The 18,700-nt window shown below is 69.2% G+C and carries 10 protein-coding genes and 1 tRNA gene; 1 reads left to right on the top strand and 10 read right to left on the bottom strand.

Going from position 1 to position 18,700, the window contains the following annotated elements:
* Positions 1-157 precede the first annotated feature (157 nt).
* The 8 genes from AOK01_RS07365 to AOK01_RS07330 all read right to left on the bottom strand — a co-directional run bounded on the left by AOK01_RS07365 (position 158) and on the right by AOK01_RS07330 (position 14,574).
* The gene (locus AOK01_RS07365) at positions 158-532 is read right to left on the bottom strand and encodes a helix-turn-helix domain-containing protein (RefSeq protein ID WP_055509692.1); all 375 of its coding nucleotides are present in this window, start codon (positions 530-532) and stop codon (positions 158-160) included.
* A gap of 109 nt (positions 533-641) precedes the next feature.
* Positions 642-1,187: a CinA family protein gene (locus AOK01_RS07360; RefSeq protein WP_055509690.1), complete on the bottom strand. Its 546-nt coding sequence runs from the start codon at positions 1,185-1,187 to the stop codon at positions 642-644.
* Complete coding sequence (gene pgsA, locus AOK01_RS07355; protein ID WP_055509688.1) at positions 1,184-2,038, bottom strand: CDP-diacylglycerol--glycerol-3-phosphate 3-phosphatidyltransferase; 855 nt, start codon at positions 2,036-2,038, stop codon at positions 1,184-1,186. The genes AOK01_RS07360 and pgsA overlap by 4 nt, the downstream gene beginning before the upstream one ends.
* Positions 2,035-3,525 carry a 30S ribosomal protein S12 methylthiotransferase RimO gene (gene rimO / locus AOK01_RS07350; RefSeq protein ID WP_055509687.1) on the bottom strand — a complete coding sequence of 497 codons (1,491 nt, stop codon included), beginning with the start codon at positions 3,523-3,525 and terminating at the stop codon, positions 2,035-2,037. Before rimO ends, pgsA begins: the two co-directional genes overlap by 4 nt.
* A 173-nt stretch (positions 3,526-3,698) precedes the next feature.
* A complete protein-coding gene (locus AOK01_RS07345) occupies positions 3,699-4,559 on the bottom strand; it encodes a helix-turn-helix domain-containing protein (protein WP_055509686.1) in 861 nt (286 codons plus the stop codon).
* 343 nt (positions 4,560-4,902) lie between these two features.
* Positions 4,903-7,662 carry a DNA translocase FtsK gene (locus AOK01_RS07340; protein WP_079103235.1) on the bottom strand — a complete coding sequence of 920 codons (2,760 nt, stop codon included), beginning with the start codon at positions 7,660-7,662 and terminating at the stop codon, positions 4,903-4,905.
* A gap of 408 nt (positions 7,663-8,070) precedes the next feature.
* Positions 8,071-8,754, bottom strand: a complete 684-nt coding sequence (locus AOK01_RS07335) for a response regulator (protein WP_055509683.1) — start codon at positions 8,752-8,754, stop codon at positions 8,071-8,073.
* A gap of 315 nt (positions 8,755-9,069) precedes the next feature.
* Positions 9,070-14,574: a HAMP domain-containing protein gene (locus AOK01_RS07330; protein ID WP_107099757.1), complete on the bottom strand. Its 5,505-nt coding sequence runs from the start codon at positions 14,572-14,574 to the stop codon at positions 9,070-9,072.
* 335 nt (positions 14,575-14,909) lie between these two features.
* Here AOK01_RS07330 and AOK01_RS07325 point away from each other — a divergent pair, with 335 nt between their 5' ends.
* Complete coding sequence (locus tag AOK01_RS07325; RefSeq protein ID WP_055509694.1) at positions 14,910-17,657, top strand: SpoIIE family protein phosphatase; 2,748 nt, start codon at positions 14,910-14,912, stop codon at positions 17,655-17,657.
* Between the two features lie 91 nt (positions 17,658-17,748).
* Here the strand turns inward: AOK01_RS07325 and AOK01_RS07320 are convergent.
* Positions 17,749-17,821 (bottom strand) — tRNA-Thr (locus AOK01_RS07320).
* An 82-nt stretch (positions 17,822-17,903) separates the two neighbouring features.
* A complete protein-coding gene (locus tag AOK01_RS07315) occupies positions 17,904-18,566 on the bottom strand; it encodes a DegT/DnrJ/EryC1/StrS family aminotransferase (protein WP_055509679.1) in 663 nt (220 codons plus the stop codon).
* Positions 18,567-18,700: the final 134 nt, after the last annotated feature.

The raw sequence follows: 18,700 nt of genomic DNA, 5'->3' as shown, positions 1-18,700 counted from the left end.
CCCCCACCCACACCCACACCCACGCAAAAACCCCGACCGCGCCCCTCCGGATCTCTCCGGAGAAACCCCGGCCGGGGCTCCCACACAATTCTTCTCAGACTCTTCCAGGGCTCTTCTCAGCTCACAGGCGTGACCCCGTGGGCATCAGGCGACGACATCAGGCGGCGACGACGTCGACCGCCTCCGCAGGAGCCTTGATGGTCACCCGTTCCGGCGGCACACCGGTCACCGAGACGGAGTTGAGCCTCGGGCGTACCGGCGTGGGTACAGGCTCGGTGGCAGCCGCCGACCGGGCCAGTTCCGCCAGTGCGAGTTCGTCGCTCACTTCCCGCATGAGCTCGGACATCCGTACGTCCAGCGCGTCGCAGATCGCGGAGAGCAGTTCAGAGGAAGCCTCCTTCTGCCCCCGCTCCACCTCGGAGAGATAGCCGAGCGAAACTCGGGCGGACGAGGAGACTTCGCGCAGAGTACGGCCCTGGCGCTGGCGCTGCCGACGCAGCACGTCACCAAGCAGGCGACGGAGCAGAATCATCGGTGGCTCCCTCCTCGGACCGCGTAGCCGCATCCTTCTCGCCCCACCGTACCGCCTTGCGCCGCGGCCGTGCGGGGAGCGATGTCGTGTTCACTCAGGGCTGCAAACATCAAAACCCCCCGTTCTGTTCCGTATCCTGTGCCCGACCATTCCCAGTGTGTTCGCCCACAAGCCGCTCCAGAAGCAGTGCGAGCACGCTCCGTACACTCTCCATACGGATTTCCGTCCGGGAGCCGTTCAACCGCAGCGCCGCCACTTTCCCGCCAAGAGCACGTTCGTCCAGCGCCTCCCGGGGCCCGTCCACGGCGACGAAAACCGTGCCGACCGGCTGCCCGTCCTGGGGCTCGGGCCCCGCGACTCCGGTGGTCGAGATCCCCCAGTCCGCGCCGAGTACCTTGCGTGCGCCGGCCGCCATCTGGGCCGCCACCTGGGGATCCACCGCTCCGCGCCGATCCAGCAGAGTGGCGTCGACACCCAGTACGTCACGCTTGAGATCGGTGGCGTACGCGGTCACCGAGCCGCGGAAGGCCTTGGAGGCTCCGGGCACCGCCGCCAGCTCCGCGGCCACCAGACCGCCGGTCAGCGACTCGGCGACAGCAAGGGTCTCGCCCCTCACTGTGAGTAGTCGCAGCACGTCGGCGGCCGTGGACGTCACGCGTCCGCCTCCTCGGCGGCGGCCTTGCGCTCGGCCAGTCCCTGACGCCGCAGCACAATGGCCTGTCTCACATAGTCGGCTCCGGTGACGACGGTCAGGGCGACCGCCACGACCATCACCCAGAACCTCAGGGTCGCCAGTGGCCCCGTCAGCGCCAGGACGTACATCCCGACGGCCGTGCCCTGGGCGAGCGTCTTCAGCTTGCCGCCGCGACTGGCGGGGATCACGCCGTAGCGGATCACCAGGAAGCGCAGGAGGGTGATCCCGAGCTCCCGCCCAAGGATGACCCCCGTCACCCACCACGGCAGATCGCCGAGCGAGGAGAGACAGACCAGCGCCGCTCCCATTATCGCTTTGTCGGCGATCGGGTCGGCGATCTTGCCGAAGTCCGTGACGAGGTTGTACGTGCGGGCGAGGTGGCCGTCGAAGATGTCGGTGATCATGGCGACGGCGAAGGCGGCCCAGGCCCAGGCCCGCCAGACGGGGTCGTAACCGCCGTCGGCCAGCATCAGCGCCACGAAGCCCGGGACGAGCACGAGGCGGAGCATGGTGAGCAGATTGGCGACGTTCCACAGGCTGGCCTGATTGACGGCCGCGGCGCTCAGCTTGGCGCCGCGCGGCGCCTTCGGACCCTGGGCACCGCAAGCACCCGTACCGGACCCGGACGTTCCCGCACCGGACCCCGCACCGGACCCCGTACCGGAAGTAGCGGAAGCACCCGCACCGGACCCCGCGCCAGACGCTCCCATACCGGAGGTCCCCGTCCCGGACCCCGTGCCGGAGGCTCCGGCGGCACCGCGTGTGCCGGGCGCACCGGGGCCGCCCGCCGCGGATGCCGGGGCTCCGGTCATCTGGCCGCCTCCTCAGTACACACGAGCGAGCCCGGGAGCGGCTCGGCCACCAGGTCGACACCTTCCGTGCCGACCACCTTCGCCTCGACCATACGGCCGACGGTCAGTCCTGCGCCGCTCGTGAACAGCACCTGGCCGTCGGTCTCGGGCGCCTGGTGCGCGGCACGGCCGTACGCGGCCTCGTCCTCGGCGTCCTCGGTGGCCGAGCCGGTGGACTCGACCAGTACCTGCAAGGTCTCGCCGACGCGCTCCTCCGCCCGCTGGGAGACCAGTTCCTCGGCCAGCCGCGACACGCGCGCGAGCCGCTCGGCGACGACGTCCTCGTCCAGCTTGTTCTCGTACGTGGCGGCTTCGGTGCCGTCCTCGTCGGAGTACCCGAAGACACCGATGGCGTCCAGCCGCGCGCCGGTCAGGAAGCGCTCAAGCTCCGCCAGGTCGTCCGCGGTCTCACCGGGGAAGCCCACGATGAAGTTGGACCGGACACCGGCCTGCGGGGCCTTGGAGCGGATCGTGTCGAGGAGTCCCAGGAACTGCTCGGTGTTCCCGAACCGCCGCATCGCGCGCAGCACCCCGGGAGCGGAGTGCTGGAAGGACAGGTCGAAGTACGGGGCGATCTTCGGTGTGGAGGTCAGCACATCGATGAGTCCGGGCCGCATCTCGGCGGGCTGCAGATAGCTGACCCGCACCCGCTCGATCCCGTCGACGTCGGCGAGCTCGGGCAGCAGCGTCTCCAGGAGGCGGATGTCGCCGAGGTCCTTGCCGTACGACGTGTTGTTCTCGGAGACCAGCATGATCTCCTTCACGCCCTGCTCTGCGAGCCAGCGCGTCTCGCCCAGTACGTCACTGGGGCGGCGCGAGATGAAGGAGCCGCGGAAGGACGGGATGGCGCAGAAGGAGCAGCGCCGGTCGCAACCGGAGGCGAGCTTCACGGAGGCCACCGGGGAGCCGTCCAGCCGCCGGCGCAGGGGTGCGCGGGGCCCCGAGTCCGGAGCCAGCCCTTCGGGAAGGTCGACGGGGCCGTGCCCCGGGAGGGCGACCTCCGTGCCGGCGCTCTGCCGCTCGGCGGGGCTGATCGGCAGCAGCTTGCGCCGGTCGCGCGGGGTGTGGGCGGCGTGGATGCCGCCGTTCAGGATGGTCTGGAGCCGGTCGGAGATGTCGGCGTAGTCGTCGAAGCCGAGTACGCCGTCGGCCTCGGGCAGGGCTTCGGCCAGTTCCTTGCCGTACCGCTCGGCCATGCAGCCGACGGCGACCACCGCCCGGGTTCTGCCGTGACCCTTGAGGTCGTTGGCCTCCAGGAGGGCGTCGACGGAGTCCTTCTTGGCGGCCTCGACGAAGCCACAGGTGTTGACGACGGCGACGTCCGCGTTCTCGGCGTCCTCCACGAGGTGCCAGCCGTCCGCCTCCAAGCGGCCTGCGAGCTCCTCCGAGTCCACCTCGTTACGGGCGCAGCCAAGAGTGACGAGTGCGACGGTACGGCGTTCAGGCATGGGCTCAAGACTACTTCGTCCCACCGACAGCCCACGTCGACGGGGTTGGCCGATCTTGGCCAACCCCGTTTCCGCGTGCCCGACAGACGGGCGGATCCACCCAGAGGCCGGGCGGATCCATGATGGCGCGTCCGCCAGTACGTAACGGCTACGTACCGGCGGAGCGGCTCGGCTCAGCCGACCTCCGGGTCGCCCTTCGTGTAGGTGAGTCGCTCGACCTGTCCCGACTGGAACTCGTCGTCGATCTCCTTGCCGTTCACGTACAGCTGGATGGCGCCCGCGTCGCCGAGGACGAGGTCGACCTTCTCCTTGTCCTGGAAGGTCTTGGAGTCGCCCTGCTCCAGCAGGCCGTCGAAGAGCAGGCGTCCGTTGTGGTCCTTGGCCGAGATCCAGCTGCGGCCGTCGGGGGCGCTGACCTGGACGGTGACCTTGTCCTGGGGTGCGGCCGCGATGGCGCTGCCGGACGGGTCGGACTTCGGCACGTCGGACCTGGTCGGCGTCGGCTTGGTCTTGACGGGCTTGCTGGCGGTGGGCGTGGATCCCTCGGCGACCTGGGTCTTCGTGCCGCCGCCGTCCTCGCCGCTGAACAGCGTGAATCCGACGAAGCCGATCACGGCGACGATCGCGGCGACCATGGCCGCGGTCCAGTTGGGGCCCCGTCGTTCGGGTCGGATCCGCTCCGCCTCGAACATGGGGGCCGCCGCCGTCGGCGCGGGCCGCCCGCCGTGGTCGGCGTCGTAGCGCGTGAGGAGCCGGGCGGGGTCGAGGTCGACGGCGCGGGCGAGCGTCTTGATGTGACCGCGCGCGTAGACGTCGCCGCCGCACGCACTGAAGTCGTCCTGTTCGATCGCGTGCACGATGGCGATACGGACCCGGGTGGCGTTACTGACGTCGTCGACGGTCAGTCCCGCCGCGATGCGTGCCTGCTGCAGAGCACGGCCGACCGAAGGCAGATCGTCCTCTACGGAGGAACGCTCGTCCTGAGGGGAGTTGTCGTCAGAGGGGTTGTCATCAGGAGAGTTGCCGATGGACACGGGGGCGCCTTTCGAGCGTTAAGCCACCTGTGCTGGAGGTTCAGTCTAGGGGGGGTGTGAAAGAGAGGGGCAACCGGACGGTAGGACTTTGTACGCCATCAGACTGGCCGGTCATCCTGATGCCGACCTGCTGCTGGCCTGCTTGGCCGGATGCGCAGACATGTGCCTGTACTCTCCCTCAACTTGACGTGCGAGGAAGGGAAACGGTTGCTCACCCTTTCCTCACGGGTGAGTCACGTTCAGATCACTCCGGTGGCCCCGACCTGGTCACCCGGGTGGCCCGAACCACCTCGCGCAGGGCAGCGGCACGCTCCCGCGGGCGAAAGCGCCCCGCCGTGTTCCCCTACGGTTGCGCCTGCCCACGGATCACCGCGAGCACTCCGTCCAGCTCGTCAGCCTTCACAAGAACATCACGAGCCTTGGAACCCTCGCTGGGGCCGACGATGTTGCGGGACTCCATGAGGTCCATGAGCCGCCCTGCCTTGGCGAAGCCGACGCGCAGCTTGCGCTGGAGCATCGAGGTCGACCCGAACTGCGTGGAGACGACCAGTTCGGCGGCCTGGCACAGCAGGTCGAGGTCGTCGCCGATGTCCTCGTCGATCTCCTTCTTCTGCTTGGTGCCCACGGTGACGTCGTCCCGGAAGACCGGCGCCATCTGGTCCTTGCAGTGCTGCACCACGGCGGCGACCTCGTCCTCGGTGACGAAGGCGCCCTGCATACGGGTGGGCTTGTTCGCGCCCATCGGCAGGAAGAGCCCGTCACCCTTGCCGATCAGCTTCTCGGCGCCGGGCTGGTCGAGGATGACGCGGCTGTCGGCGAGCGAGGAGGTGGCGAAGGCGAGCCGGGACGGCACGTTCGCCTTGATCAGACCGGTGACGACGTCGACGGACGGCCGCTGCGTGGCGAGCACCAGGTGGATGCCGGCCGCGCGCGCGAGCTGCGTGATCCGCACGATCGAGTCCTCGACGTCGCGCGGCGCGACCATCATCAGGTCGGCGAGCTCGTCCACGATCACCAGCAGATACGGGTACGGGGACAGCTCCCGCTCGCTGCCCTCGGGCAGCTTGACCTTGCCCTTCCTTATGGCGTCGTTGAAGTCGTCGATGTGCCGGTATCCGAAGGCCGCCAGGTCGTCGTACCGCAAGTCCATCTCCCGCACGACCCACTGGAGCGCTTCGGCGGCCCGCTTCGGGTTCGTGATGATGGGCGTGATCAGATGCGGGATTCCCTCGTACGCGGTCAGCTCCACGCGTTTGGGGTCGACGAGGACCATGCGCACGTCGTCGGGGGTCGCGCGGACCATGACGGACGTGATCAGGCAGTTGATGCACGAGGACTTGCCGGAACCGGTCGCTCCGGCCACCAGGACGTGCGGCATCTTCGCGAGGTTGGCCATCTCGTAGCCGCCCTCCACGTTCTTGCCGAGCGCGACGAGCATCGGGTGGTCGTCCTCGGCGGCGTCCGCGAGGCGCAGTACATCTCCCAGGTTGACCATCTCGCGGTCGGAGTTCGGGATCTCGATGCCGACCGCCGACTTGCCGGGGATCGGGCTGATGATCCGCACATCGGGGCTGGCGACGGCGTACGCGATGTTCTTGGCGAGCGCCGTGATCCGCTCGACCTTCACGGCGGGGCCGAGCTCGACCTCGTACCGCGTGACCGTCGGACCGCGGGTGAAGCCGGTGACGGACGCGTCGACCTTGAACTCCCTGAAGACGTTCTGCAGGGAGGCGACCACCGCGTCGTTGGCGGCGCTGCGCGTCTTGCCGGGGCCACCGCGCTCCAGGAGGTCGAGCGAGGGCAGGGAGTAGGTGATGTCGCCGCGCAGCTGGAGCTGCTCGGCGCGTGCCGGGAGGTCCCGGGGCGCGTCGGGAGCGGGCTTGGTCAGGTCGGCGACTTCGGCCTTCAGCATCTCCTGCTTGGGCTTGGCGCTCCTGGCCCGCGCGGCGGGCACCGACGTCGGCTCCCCGCTGGTCCTGCCCGAGTCCTCGCGCTCCCCGCGGTCCGTGCCGACGCCCTGCGTCAGGTCGGCCACCAGCGGCGAGGGCGGCATGCCGTGCATGACGGCGCCGTCGAGCGCCGCGGCGGCGGCAGCGGCCACGTCGACCGCGTCCATGGGCCGGTCCAGCGCGGGCTGCTGCACCGCGGGGCGCCTGCGGCGGCTCCGGCGCTCGGAGAGCGCCTCCTGCTCGGCCTCGTCCGGGTCGTACGCTGCGGGCGCCGGGCGGCGCCGCCGGGGTCGGCTCCCGGGCAGCGCTTCGCGCCACTGTTCCTCGTAGCGCTCGTCGTCCTCACCGAAGTCCTCGGCGAAGTCGTCGTCGGTGTCCCGCGGCTGCATGAGGCCGAGCCGGACGCCCAGCAGGCGCAGTCGCTGCGGAATCGCGTTGACCGGCGTCGCGGTGACCACCAGCAGCCCGAAGACGGTGAGCAGCACGAGGAGCGGCACAGCGAGGACGTCGCCCATCGTGTACGTCAGCGGTGTCGCCGCGCCCCAGCCGATGAGCCCGCCCGCGTCCCTTATCGCCTGCATGCCGTCGCTGCGCGCGGGCGCCCCGCAGGCGATGTGGACCTGGCCGAGCACTCCGATGGCGAGGGCGGACAGGCCGATGACGATGCGCCCGTTGGCGTCGGGCTTCTCGGGGTGCCGGATGAGCCGGGCGGCGACGACCGCCAGCAGTATCGGCACGAGCAGGTCGAGGCGGCCGAAGGCGCCGGTCACCAGCATCTCGACGAGGTCGCCCACCGGGCCGCGCAGGTTGGACCAGGTCCCTGCGGCGATGATCAGCGTGAGGCCGATCAGCAGCAGCGCGAGGCCGTCCTTGCGATGCGCCGGGTCGAGCCCTTTCGCGCCTCGCCCTATGCCGCGGAACACGGCGCCGACGGCGTGCGCGACTCCGAGCCAGAGGGCGCGTACGAGCTTGTACACGCCCCCTGTCGGGTTGGGCGCCGGCTTCGGGGGCGCGGCTTTCTTGGCTGCGGCCTTCTTGGCAGGCGCCTTTTTCGCGGGAGCTTTCTTCGCGGGGGCCTTCTTCGCCGCAGCCTTCGTCGGCGCGGCCGCCTTCTTCGCGGGCGACTTCTTGGCTGCGGGCTGACGTGAGGCCATGGGTGTGAGGCTACCGGTGGGGACCACTGGGGACACGTGTGCCTACTGCTTCACCCGTTCGTGTCGCCCGCCCAGGAAGCCGAACTGACGCCGTCTCGCCGCCAATCCGGGCCCGGCGCAACGCCGTTCAGCTGAAGTGGCCCGCTACGAGCGCCGCAGTCGCCCACTACAAGCACCGGAATACGAGCGCCGTGAGGCCCACGGAAACGACGCGGCCTGCCCCCACCAACCCCCAAGCCGCACAAGGCGCCTGGGCCGAGACAGCCCCGGGGCTCAGCCGCCTCCCGGACGCGGTTCCGAGTCCTGGACTCTGTGCGCTGGACTTTGCGCTCGGGACTCTGTGCCCTCGACGTCGCGCGCTGGGCTCTGTGCCGGACAGCGCGTCCGAACTCGGGCTCGGTCCCGGGCTCAGTTCTGCGAGGGCAGCGAAGCCGCCCCGTTCCCCGTGCCCGGTTCCAGCGCATCGAGTGCGCGCCGCAACCCCGTGAGTTTGCGTTCCAGATGGGCCGCGGTCGCCACCGCCGCCGCGTCCGCCGAATCGTCGTCCAGCTGTTTGGACAGGGCCTCGGCCTGTTCCTCGACGGCCGCGAGGCGCGCGGAGAGTTCGGCGAGCAGCCCGGCCGGCTCCTTGGTGTCGCCGAGCAGCCCCTTGCCGCCGCCCTCCAGCTGCAGGCGCAGCAGCGCCGCCTGCTCCCGGAGTTGGCAGTTCTTCATGTACAGCTCGACGAACACCGAGACCTTCGCGCGCAGCACCCACGGGTCGAACGGCTTGGAGATGTAGTCCACCGCACCCGCCGCGTATCCCCGGAAGGTGTGGTGCGGGCCGTGGTTGATCGCGGTGAGGAAGATGATCGGGATGTCCCGGGTCCGCTCTCGCCTCTTGATGTGCGCGGCGGTTTCGAAACCGTCCATGCCCGGCATCTGGACGTCCAGCAGAATGACCGCGAAGTCGTCCGTGAGCAGCGCTTTGAGCGCTTCCTCCCCGGAAGATGCCCGAACCAGTGTCTGATCGAGCGCGGAGAGGATGGCCTCCAGCGCCAGCAGATTCTCCGGCCGGTCATCGACCAGGAGGATCTTGGCCTTCTGCACCATGGCCCGCCCTCCTCGTCCCGGCAGTGCACCGGGCGCCGCCCCAGGGGACGGCTCTCTGGCGCCGTCCGTCCTTGTGCCGGTCATGGTAGCCGCACCCCGCCTGTCGCCACACCCTGTCACCGCGATGTCACTGTGCACGTAGCAGAAACGCGGTGGGAGACCAGAAGGTTCCCCGAATCCCGGGTTTCTACACAGCTCCGGGCACGGTCAGTCAGCAACTCGGCATGCCGATCCGCCAACCGACCGCCCCGTGCACGCGATCATTTGCCTGTCACTCGATCGTTCCCCGCCACTCAATCATCCTCCGCCGCCCGATCAAACCCCGCCGTCGGGCCGCTGCCCCCGCATCCACTGCTGCATCACCTCAAGCAGGTGATCGGGATCGACCGGCTTCGTCACATAGTCGGAGGCACCCGACTCGATGGCCTTTTCCCGGTCGCCCTTCATCGCCTTCGCGGTGAGCGCGATGATCGGCAGGCCGGCGAACTGGGGCATCCTGCGGATCGCCGTCGTGGTCGCGTATCCGTCCATCTCCGGCATCATGATGTCCATCAGGACGACCGTCACGTCGTCGTGCTGCTCCAGGACCTCGATGCCCTCGCGGCCGTTCTCGGCGTACAGCACCGAAAGACCGTGCTGCTCCAGAACGCTGGTGAGCGCGAACACGTTGCGGATGTCGTCGTCGACGATCAGCACCTTCTCGCCCTCGAAGCGGAAGACGGCTCGGGACCGTGCCACCGCCTCCTCGTCACCCCTGCCCCAGGCCTGCGGGCCCTGCGTCTGCGGCCCCGACAGCCCGGGCCGCTGCTCGGCCGCGGGCACCGCCCTGCGACGCCGCCTGAAGAGCGCGGCGGGCCCGTTCTGGGTCTCCTGGTACGACTTGACCTCCGCCGGTGTCTCCACCCGGGCCTCGGCCTCGCCGTCCGGACCCGCCGGCAGCGCCCCGTTCTCCAGGACCGGGGAGAGCTGCGGGTAGCCCTGCGGCGGAAGTTCGCTGGGGTGCAGCGGCAGATACAGCGTGAACGTCGAGCCGCGTCCCGGCTCGCTCTGCGCATGGATCTCGCCGCCCAGCAGCCGTGCGATCTCCCGCGAGATGGACAGACCCAGCCCCGTACCGCCGTACTTGCGGCTCGTCGTACCGTCCGCCTGCTTGAACGCCTCGAAGATCACCCGCATCTTGCCTGCCGCGATGCCGATACCCGTGTCGGTCACGGAGAACGCGATCAGATCGGCGTCCGCGTCCCGCAGGGAGCCCGCCTCCAGCAACTGCTCCCGGATGGCGACCGGTACCTCCGCGCCCGCGGGCCGGATGACCAGTTCGACCGCTCCGGAGTCGGTGAACTTCACCGCGTTCGAGAGCAGGTTGCGCAGCACCTGGAGGAGCCGCTGCTCGTCCGTGTGCAGCGTGGCCGGCAGCTCCGGCGACACCCGTACGGAGAAATCGAGCCCCTTCTCCGCCGTCAGCGGACGGAAAGTGGCCTCTACGTAGTCGACGAGCTGGACCAGGGCGATACGCGTGGGCGACACGTCCATCTTGCCCGCCTCGACCTTCGACAGATCGAGGATGTCGTTGATCAGCTGGAGCAGGTCGGACCCCGCGCCGTGGATCGTCTCGGCGAACTCGACCTGCTTGGGGGTGAGGTTGGTGTCCGCGTTGTCGGCGAGCAGCTTGGCGAGGATCAGCAGCGAGTTGAGCGGCGTACGCAGCTCGTGGGACATGTTGGCCAGGAACTCGCTCTTGTAGCGCATGGAGACCGCGAGTTGCTCGGCGCGCTCCTCCAGGACCTGCCGCGCCTCCTCGATCTCGGTGTTCTTCACCTCGATGTCGCGGTTCTGCTGAGCCAGCAGCTCGGCCTTCTCCTCCAGCTCGGCGTTGGACTCCTGGAGGGCCTTCTGCCGGTTCTCCAGCTCCTCCGACCGCTCCCGAAGCTGCTCGGTCAGCTCCTGGGACTGCTTGAGCAGCACCTCGGTCTTGGTGTTGACCGCGATGGTGTTGACGCTCGTCGCGATCATCTCGGCGATCTGGCTGAGGAAGTCCCGCTGGATGTGGGTGAACGAGTGGAACGACGCCAGTTCGATCACCCCGAGGACGGTCCCCTCGAAGAGCACCGGCAGCACGATGACATGCGCCGGAGGTGCCTCCCCCAGACTGGAGGCGATCTTCAGGTACCCCGTCGGCACGTTCTCCACGAGAATCGTGCGCTTCTCCTTGGCGGCCGTCCCGATCAGGGTCTCACCGGGCCGGAACGACGTCGGCATGGAGCCCATCGAGTAGCCGTACGACCCGTGCATGCGCAGTTCGTACGAGTCGTCGTGCGCGGCGCCCACGTCCTTGCCGTCGTCCAGCGGCATCGCCAGGAAGAACGCGCCGTGCTGCGCCGAGACCACCGGAGTCAGCTCACTCATGATGAGCGAGGCCACGTCGGCGAGGTCGCGGCGGCCCTGCATCAGACCGGAGATGCGGGCGAGGTTGCCCTTCAGCCAGTCCTGCTCCTTGTTGGCGATGGTGGTGTCGCGGAGATTCGCGATCATCTTGTTGATGTAGTCCTGAAGTTCCTGGATCTCCCCGGAGGCGTCCACGTCGATCTTCAGGTTGAGGTCGCCGCGGGTCACGGCGGTCGCCACGCGCGCGATGGCACGCACCTGCCGGGTCAGGTTCCCGGCCATCTCGTTCACCGACTCGGTGAGGTCGCGCCAGGTGCCGTCGACGTCGCGCACGCGCGCCTGGCCGCCCAACTGGCCCTCGGTGCCGACCTCGCGGGCGACCCGGGTGACCTCCTCGGCGAACGACGACAGCTGGTCCACCATCGTGTTGATGGTGGTCTTCAGCTCCAGGATCTCGCCGCGCGCGTCGATGTCGATCTTCTTGGTCAGGTCGCCCTTGGCGATGGCCGTGGTGACCATCGCGATGTTGCGCACCTGTCCGGTCAGGTTGGACGCCATGCCGTTCACCGAGTCGGTGAGGTCCTTCCAGGTGCCCGCCACCCCCGGCACGTGCGCCTGACCGCCCAGGATGCCGTCCGTGCCCACCTCGCGGGCCACCTTGGTGACCTGGTCGGCGAACGAACTCAGCGTCTTCACCATCGTGTTGAAGGTGTCGGCGAGCTGCTGGACCTCACCGCGCGCCTCGATCGTCACCGTCCGGGTCAGATCGCCGTTGGCGACGGCCGCCGCGACCTGGGAGATGTTCCGCACCTGCATGGTCAGGTTGTTGGCCATCAGGTTGACGTTGTCACTGAGGTCCTTCCAGATGCCCGTGACGCCCGGTACGCGCGCCTGGCCGCCCAACTGCCCCTCGGTGCCCACCTCGCGGGCCACCCGGGTCACCTGCTCGGCGAACGACGACAGCTGGTCCACCATCGTGTTGACGGTGGTGACGAGTTCGAGGATCTCGCCCTTCGCGTCGACGGTGATCTTCTTCGACAGGTCGCCCTTGGCGACGGCGGTCGTGACCTCGGCGATGTTGCGCACCTGGATCGTCAGGTTGTTCGCCATGAAGTTCACGGACTGCGTGAGGTCCTTCCAGGTGCCGGAGACACCCTGCACCTCGGCCTGGCCGCCGAGGATGCCCTCCGTACCCACCTCACGGGCCACCCGCGTGACCTGCTCGGCGAAGTTCGACAGCTGGTCCACCATCGTGTTGAGGGTGTTCTTCAGCTCCAGGATCTCGCCGCGCGCGTCCACGTCGATCTTCTGCGACAGGTCACCGCGCGCCACCGCCGTCGCAACCTGCGCGATGTTGCGCACCTGGGCGGTGAGGTTGCCCGCCATGCCGTTCACCGAGTCGGTGAGGTCCCGCCACACGCCGGCCACGCCCGGTACCTGCGCCTGACCGCCGAGACGGCCGTCCGTGCCCACCTCGCGGGCCACCCGGGTCACCTGCTCGGCGAAGGCGCTGAGCTGGTCGACCATGGTGTTGATCGTGTTCTTCAGTTCGAGGATCTCGCCGCGGGCGTCCACCTCGATCTTCTGCGACAGGTCACCGCGCGCCACCGCCGTCGTCACCTGGGCGATCTGCCGCACCTGGGACGTGAGGTTGCCCGCCATGAAGTTGACGGAGTCGGTGAGGTCCTTCCACGTACCGGACACGCCGTCCACGCGCGCCTGACCGCCCAGGCGGCCCTCCGTGCCCACATCACGCGCCATCCGCGTCACCTGGTCGGCGAAGGACGACAGTTGGTCCACCATGGTGTTGACGGTGTTCTTCAGCGCGAGCATCTCGCCTGAGACATCCACGGTGACCTTCTGCGACAGGTCGCCGTTGGCCACCGCCGTCGTCACCTGGGCGATGTTCCTCACCTGTCCGGTGAGATTCCGGAACGCCGTGTTGACGGAGTCGGTGAGGTCCTTCCACGTCCCGGCCGCGCCCGGCACCTGTGCCTGGCCGCCCAGCTCACCCTCGACGCCGACCTCCCGCGCCACGCGGGTGACCTCCGCACCGAAACTCGACAGCTGGTCGACCATCGTGTTGACGGTGTTCTTGAGTTCCAGCATCTCGCCGGCGACCTCGACGCTGACCTTCTGCGACAGATCACCGTTGGCCACCGCAGTAGTTACTGCGGCGATGTCCCGCACCTGGGTGGTCAGGTTCCGGAAGACCGTGTTCACCGAATCGGTGAGGTCCTTCCACGTGCCCGCCGCACCCGGCACGTTCGCCTGCCCGCCGAGCCGCCCCTCGCCACCGACCTCGTTGGCGACACGTGTGACCTCGTCCGCGAACGTCCGCAGCGTCTCAGTCATCTGGTTGATCGTCTCGGCGAGCTGCGCGACCTCACCGCGTGCGGACACGGTCACCTTCTGCGACAGATCACCGTTGGCGACCGCCGTCGTGACCTGCGCGATGCCGCGCACCTGCGCGGTCAGGTTGCCGGCCATGAGGTTCACCGAATCGGTGAGGTCCTTCCAGACACCGGCCACACCGGGCACCTGCGCCTGCCCGCCCAACTCGCCCTCGGTGCCCACCTCGCGCGCGACGCGCGTCACCTCGGAGGAGAACGAGGACAGCTGGTCCACCATCGTGTTGACGGTGTTCTTCAGTTCCAGCATCTCGCCGGCCACGTGAACCGTGACCTTCCGCGACAGGTCGCCCTTGGCGACCGCCGTCGTCACCAGCGCGATGTCCCGCACCTGGGCCGTCAGCCGGTACGCCATCGTGTTGACCGAGTCCGTGAGGTCCTTCCACGAACCGGACATGCCACGCACCCGGGCCTGACCACCCAGCTTGCCCTCGGTCCCGACCTCGCTGGCCACCCGCGTGACCTCGTCGGTGAACGTGGACAGCTGGTCCACCAGGTTGTTGACCGTGCGCCCGACCTTCAGGAACTCGCCACGCAGCGGATGCCCGTTGCCGTCCGCGGACTGCGCCCGCAGCTCCATACGCGGCGACAGATCGCCCTCAGCCACCGCGGACAGCACCCGGCCGACCTCGGAGACGGGCCGCACGAGATCGTCGACGAGCGCGTTGGACGCGTCGATCGCCGCGGCCCAGGAGCCCTCACAGGCGCCCGTCTCCAGCCGCTCCGTGAGCTTTCCCTCACGCCCGACCATGCGCCGCACCCGCGACAGCTCGCCCGTCAGCTGCAGATTCCGGTCGCCCACCTCGTTGAAGACGGCCGCGATCTCGGACATCACGCCGTCGCCGGAGACCGTGAGCCGCTTACGGAAGTTGCCGTCCCGCATCGACACCAGGGCGCCCAGCAGCTTGTTCAGGGCCGCCGTGTCCACCTCTGTGGTGCCATTGCGTGGTTTGCTCTGGTTACTCAGGGACTGTCCGCCTTTCGCGCGCGTCTTAGTGCCCCGCGTCGCTGCGCCAGACTCCACTGTGTCCCTCCCGCAAGGGTCGACCGTTACTGCTCGGCGTACTCGGGTACTGCTGCTCCGCTACTGCTGCTCCGCGTGCCGGAAGGGCGCTCAGCCTGCCCGGACCTTCCCTTGAAGCCTTCCCAGTGTTTCACCATGGTTGAACCAGGCCATAACAGTTCGGCAGCTTCGCACACGGTCCGCACACCCTCCGGAAGTAAACAGTGGCAACCGGCATCCACGCGGACGGCGAAGGTAAGTAACCTTGCATGCGGCTGTCCAGCCACGCCGGTCCTTCCGGCCTGGGCGGTGGTACGAGCACGAGCGGGCAGGCAGGCATCGGAGGGCACCGCACCATGACCACCGGACTGCATCCTGGGGGACCGCCCCAGGATCCCCGGCCGACCGGGAACCAGCTCCTGCCCCGGCAGGGGCGGGTCGGCCCTGAAGAGCTGCCCGCCGACGACCGGACAAGGAGTTCTGTGATCACCGCGCGCGCGGCCGCCAGCTTCGACCCTGTCGGGCGGTCCGTCGCGACCGCTCGCTCCTTCGTCCGTGACACCCTCCAGGGCTGGGGCTTCGCCGACATCGTCGACGACGCAGTGGTCCTCACCAGCGAGCTGGTCACCAACGCGGTGGTGCACGCCGGCACATCCGCGGACGTCCTGTGCCTGCGCAGCGACGACGGAGTACGGATCGAGGTGGCGGACCGCTACCCGGAACGTGAAATTCCACTCCAGGGGAACGCCCTCAACATGGGCAACCCCGACCGCGAGGGCGGTCGCGGCCTCCAGCTCTGCGCCGCCCTGGCGGACCGCTGGGGTGTCGAGTACACGCCCACCAACAAGCAGGTCTGGTTCCAGCTGGGCCTCCCCGAGCGAGCGGTGGGCACACGCACGGCGGGCCCCGCGCTCCCCTCGCACCTGCTCCCGCTCGCCGACGGCCGCGTACGAGTGGCGGTCATCCAGATCGACCGCACCGGCGCCATCAACGCCTGGAACGAGGACGCCGAGGAACTCTTCGGCTACTCGGCCGAGCAGGTCATCGGCAAGCCACTGACCGATCTCGCCGCCTGGCCGCACACCCCCGGCACCAGCACCGGCATCGTCGAGGCCCTCCAGCTCTCCCGCTGGGAGGGCAGCTACGGCCTGCGCGGCGCCCATGGCCGTGTCACCCCCGTCTACGCCTCCCACCTGCGGGTACGCGACACCGGCGGCGAGCCCTCGACGGTCTGCCTCCTGGTGCGCGACCACGAACGAGCGGTCCTGCAGACCCCGCTGCGCGTCTCGGCCACGGACACGACCACCAGCTCCGAGGGCCACGCCTCGGACCCCTTCGAGGTCTTCATCGGCTCACCGGCCCCGGACGACCTCGACGGCCTCCTCCAGCGCACGGTGGAGCGCGCCCGCGACATGCTCGACGGCGACTCCGCCTTCCTGCTCCTGGCCACCGACGACGAGACGGAACTGGAGGTGCGCGCCTCCACCGGGCTCCCCTCCGCCCGCCAGCGCTTCGCCCGCGTCCCGGTCGAGGCCGGCACCGGACGGTACGGTTCGGCCCGCATGCCGGCCGTCCACGAGGACCTCACGGCCGTCCCTGGTGCCGTCCCGCTCCTCAGCGGCACCGGCATGCGCTCCGTCGTCACCGTCCCCCTCAAGGTCGAGGGCCGGCTCACCGGCTCGCTCGGCGTGGCGGCCGAGTCGCCGAGCCGCTACTCGAACGAGGAGGCCCTGCGCCTCCAGTTCGCCGCCGACCGCATCGCGCTCGCCGTGGAGTCGGCCCGCCTGGGCGAGCTGGAGCGTCTGCGCCGCGGCTCCCTGTCCTTCCTCGTCGAGGCCTCGGACCTCCTCGCCGGCACGCTGGACCGCGACCAGACACTGGCCCTGATGGCCCAGATGACGGTCCCGACCCTGGCCACCTGGTGTGCCGTCTACACGATCGCCGACCAGGCCTCGGACCCCTACCTCTCGTACGTCCTGCACGAGGACGAGGAACGCATCGACGGCCTCAAGGCCCTGCTGTCGAAGATCGCCCCTCCGGACCCGGTCCCCACTCCGGGCGCCCGTGTCTGGGCCGCCCCCGCGGAGGCGGCCCACCAAGCCGCCCTGCGCACCTCCATGCGCAGCCTCGGCCTGAACGAACCGGCCACGGTGAGCTCCGGCGTCGGTACGACGCTGGCGACGGCCGGCGCCGTCGGCGGCGAGACTGTCGTCCTTCCCCTGGTGGCCCGCAACCGCGTCATCGGCATGCTGACGCTCGGCAAGCCGACGGACGAACACTTCCGCCAGGAAATCCTGGAGCTGGCCGAGGACTTGAGCCGCAGGGCCGCTCTGGCCCTGGACAACGCCCGCCTGTACTCGGAGCGCACGGCCATCAGCCAGTCCCTCCAGCGCAGCCTCCTGCCCCCGGAACTCCCCCACATCGACGGCGTGGAGGTCGAGGTCATCTACCGCGCGGCAGGCGAGGGCAACGAGGTCGGCGGCGACTTCTACGACCTCTTCCCCATCCGCGACGGCGCCTACGGCTTCGCCATCGGAGACGTCTGCGGTACGGGCCCGGAGGCGGCCGCGGTCACCGGGCTCGCCCGGCACGCGCTGCGCCTGCTGGCCCGCGAGGGCTACGACGGCCCGGCGGTCCTGGACCGCCTGAACTCCGCGATCCTCGACGAGGGCGCCCGCAGCCGCTTCCTCACCCTCCTTTACGGGGAGTTGTGGCCCCAGGAGGACGGCTCGGCGCTCCTGAAGGTGGTCTGCGCCGGCCACCCGCTCCCCCTCCGCCTGCGCCAGGACGGCACGGTGGAACCGGCAGCCGAACCTCAGCCGCTCCTCGGCGTCATGGACGACCTGGAGCTGTACGAGCAGACCGTGATCCTCGACCCGGGAGACGTCCTGCTGTGCGTGACGGACGGCGTCACGGAACGTCGAGAGGGCACCCGCATGCTGGGCGACGACGGCCTCGCCGATGTCCTCACCACCTGCACGGGTCTGACGGCCGGTGCGGTGGCGGCCCGCATCATGCGCGCGGTCGAGCGTTTCGCGAGCGACGCCCCGTCCGACGACATGGCCATTCTGGCAATGAGAGTCCCGGGCCTGCAGAAGGATTGAAGGACTGCTCCCGGGGCCGCGCCCAGGCCCGGCCCCGGAACACAAGAAAGGCCCCCGCCTTGTAGGCGGAGGCCTTTTCTGTTTCTGTCCGAGCCCCCAAGCGGAATCGAACCGTTGACCTTCTCCTTACCATGGAGACGCTCTACCAACTGAGCTATGGGGGCCTGTTGCTTTGGAAGTCTCCCTCGCGGCAACGAAATAGAGCATACCCCGAACGTCGGTGTGCTCCCAACTGCGTTCGATCAACTAGAAAGCAGGCTGGAGCAGTCCGCCGAGGGCATTGCACGCGGACACGATCCGCTGCATGTCCCGCTTGGTCAACGACCCGTGGACAGGCAGCGCCAGTGTCTCGTCGGCGGCCCGCTCGGTCTCCGGCAGACAGACGTCCCGCCTGAATGCGGGCATCCGGTGCGTGGGGGTCTTCACCGGCACTCGGCAGTCGATGCCCTTGGCCCGCAGGGCCCGCGCGAAGGCGTCGCGATCCGGCCGCCCGTTCCCCGGCACTCGCACGACGTACTGCTGGTAGGTATGCCCCGCGCCCCGCTCAGGAGTCCGCACCCCGCTCAACCGCCCGTCGAGGAAGGCCGCGTGCGCCCTGCGCTCCTCGATCTCGGTGTACGGCGCCTCGGACTCGCCCTGTTCGAGTACCAGGAGCCCGCGCCGCCGGCCGACGTCCCACAGGCGCGGCATGTCGGCGAGCTGCCCGAACCGGTGAACGGCGACCAGTGCGACGGTCCGCGGTCCGACAGCTGCCTCCACCTCGGTGGCGTCGAGGCAGTACGTGGCCGGATCTATGTCGACGAACACCGGCAGCGCACCGGCCAGTGTCACGGCCTCGGCGACCTCGGCGTTCCCGAACGCCGGCACGATGACCTCGTCACCGGTACCGGTACCCGCAGCCCTGAGCAACGCAGCAGTACTCATGCCGGTGATGCTGGTCGCGCAACGTGAACTCCAAGTGACACACAACAAAAAAGAGCTGGTCCCTGAACCGAAGTTCAGGGACCAGCTCTTTCAATAATAGTTCGGCGGCGTCCTACTCT

This window comes from Streptomyces aurantiacus, assembly GCF_001418335.1.
GTDB lineage: Bacteria > Actinomycetota > Actinomycetes > Streptomycetales > Streptomycetaceae > Streptomyces > Streptomyces aurantiacus.
This window is presented reverse-complemented; position numbering and strand designations above follow the sequence as displayed.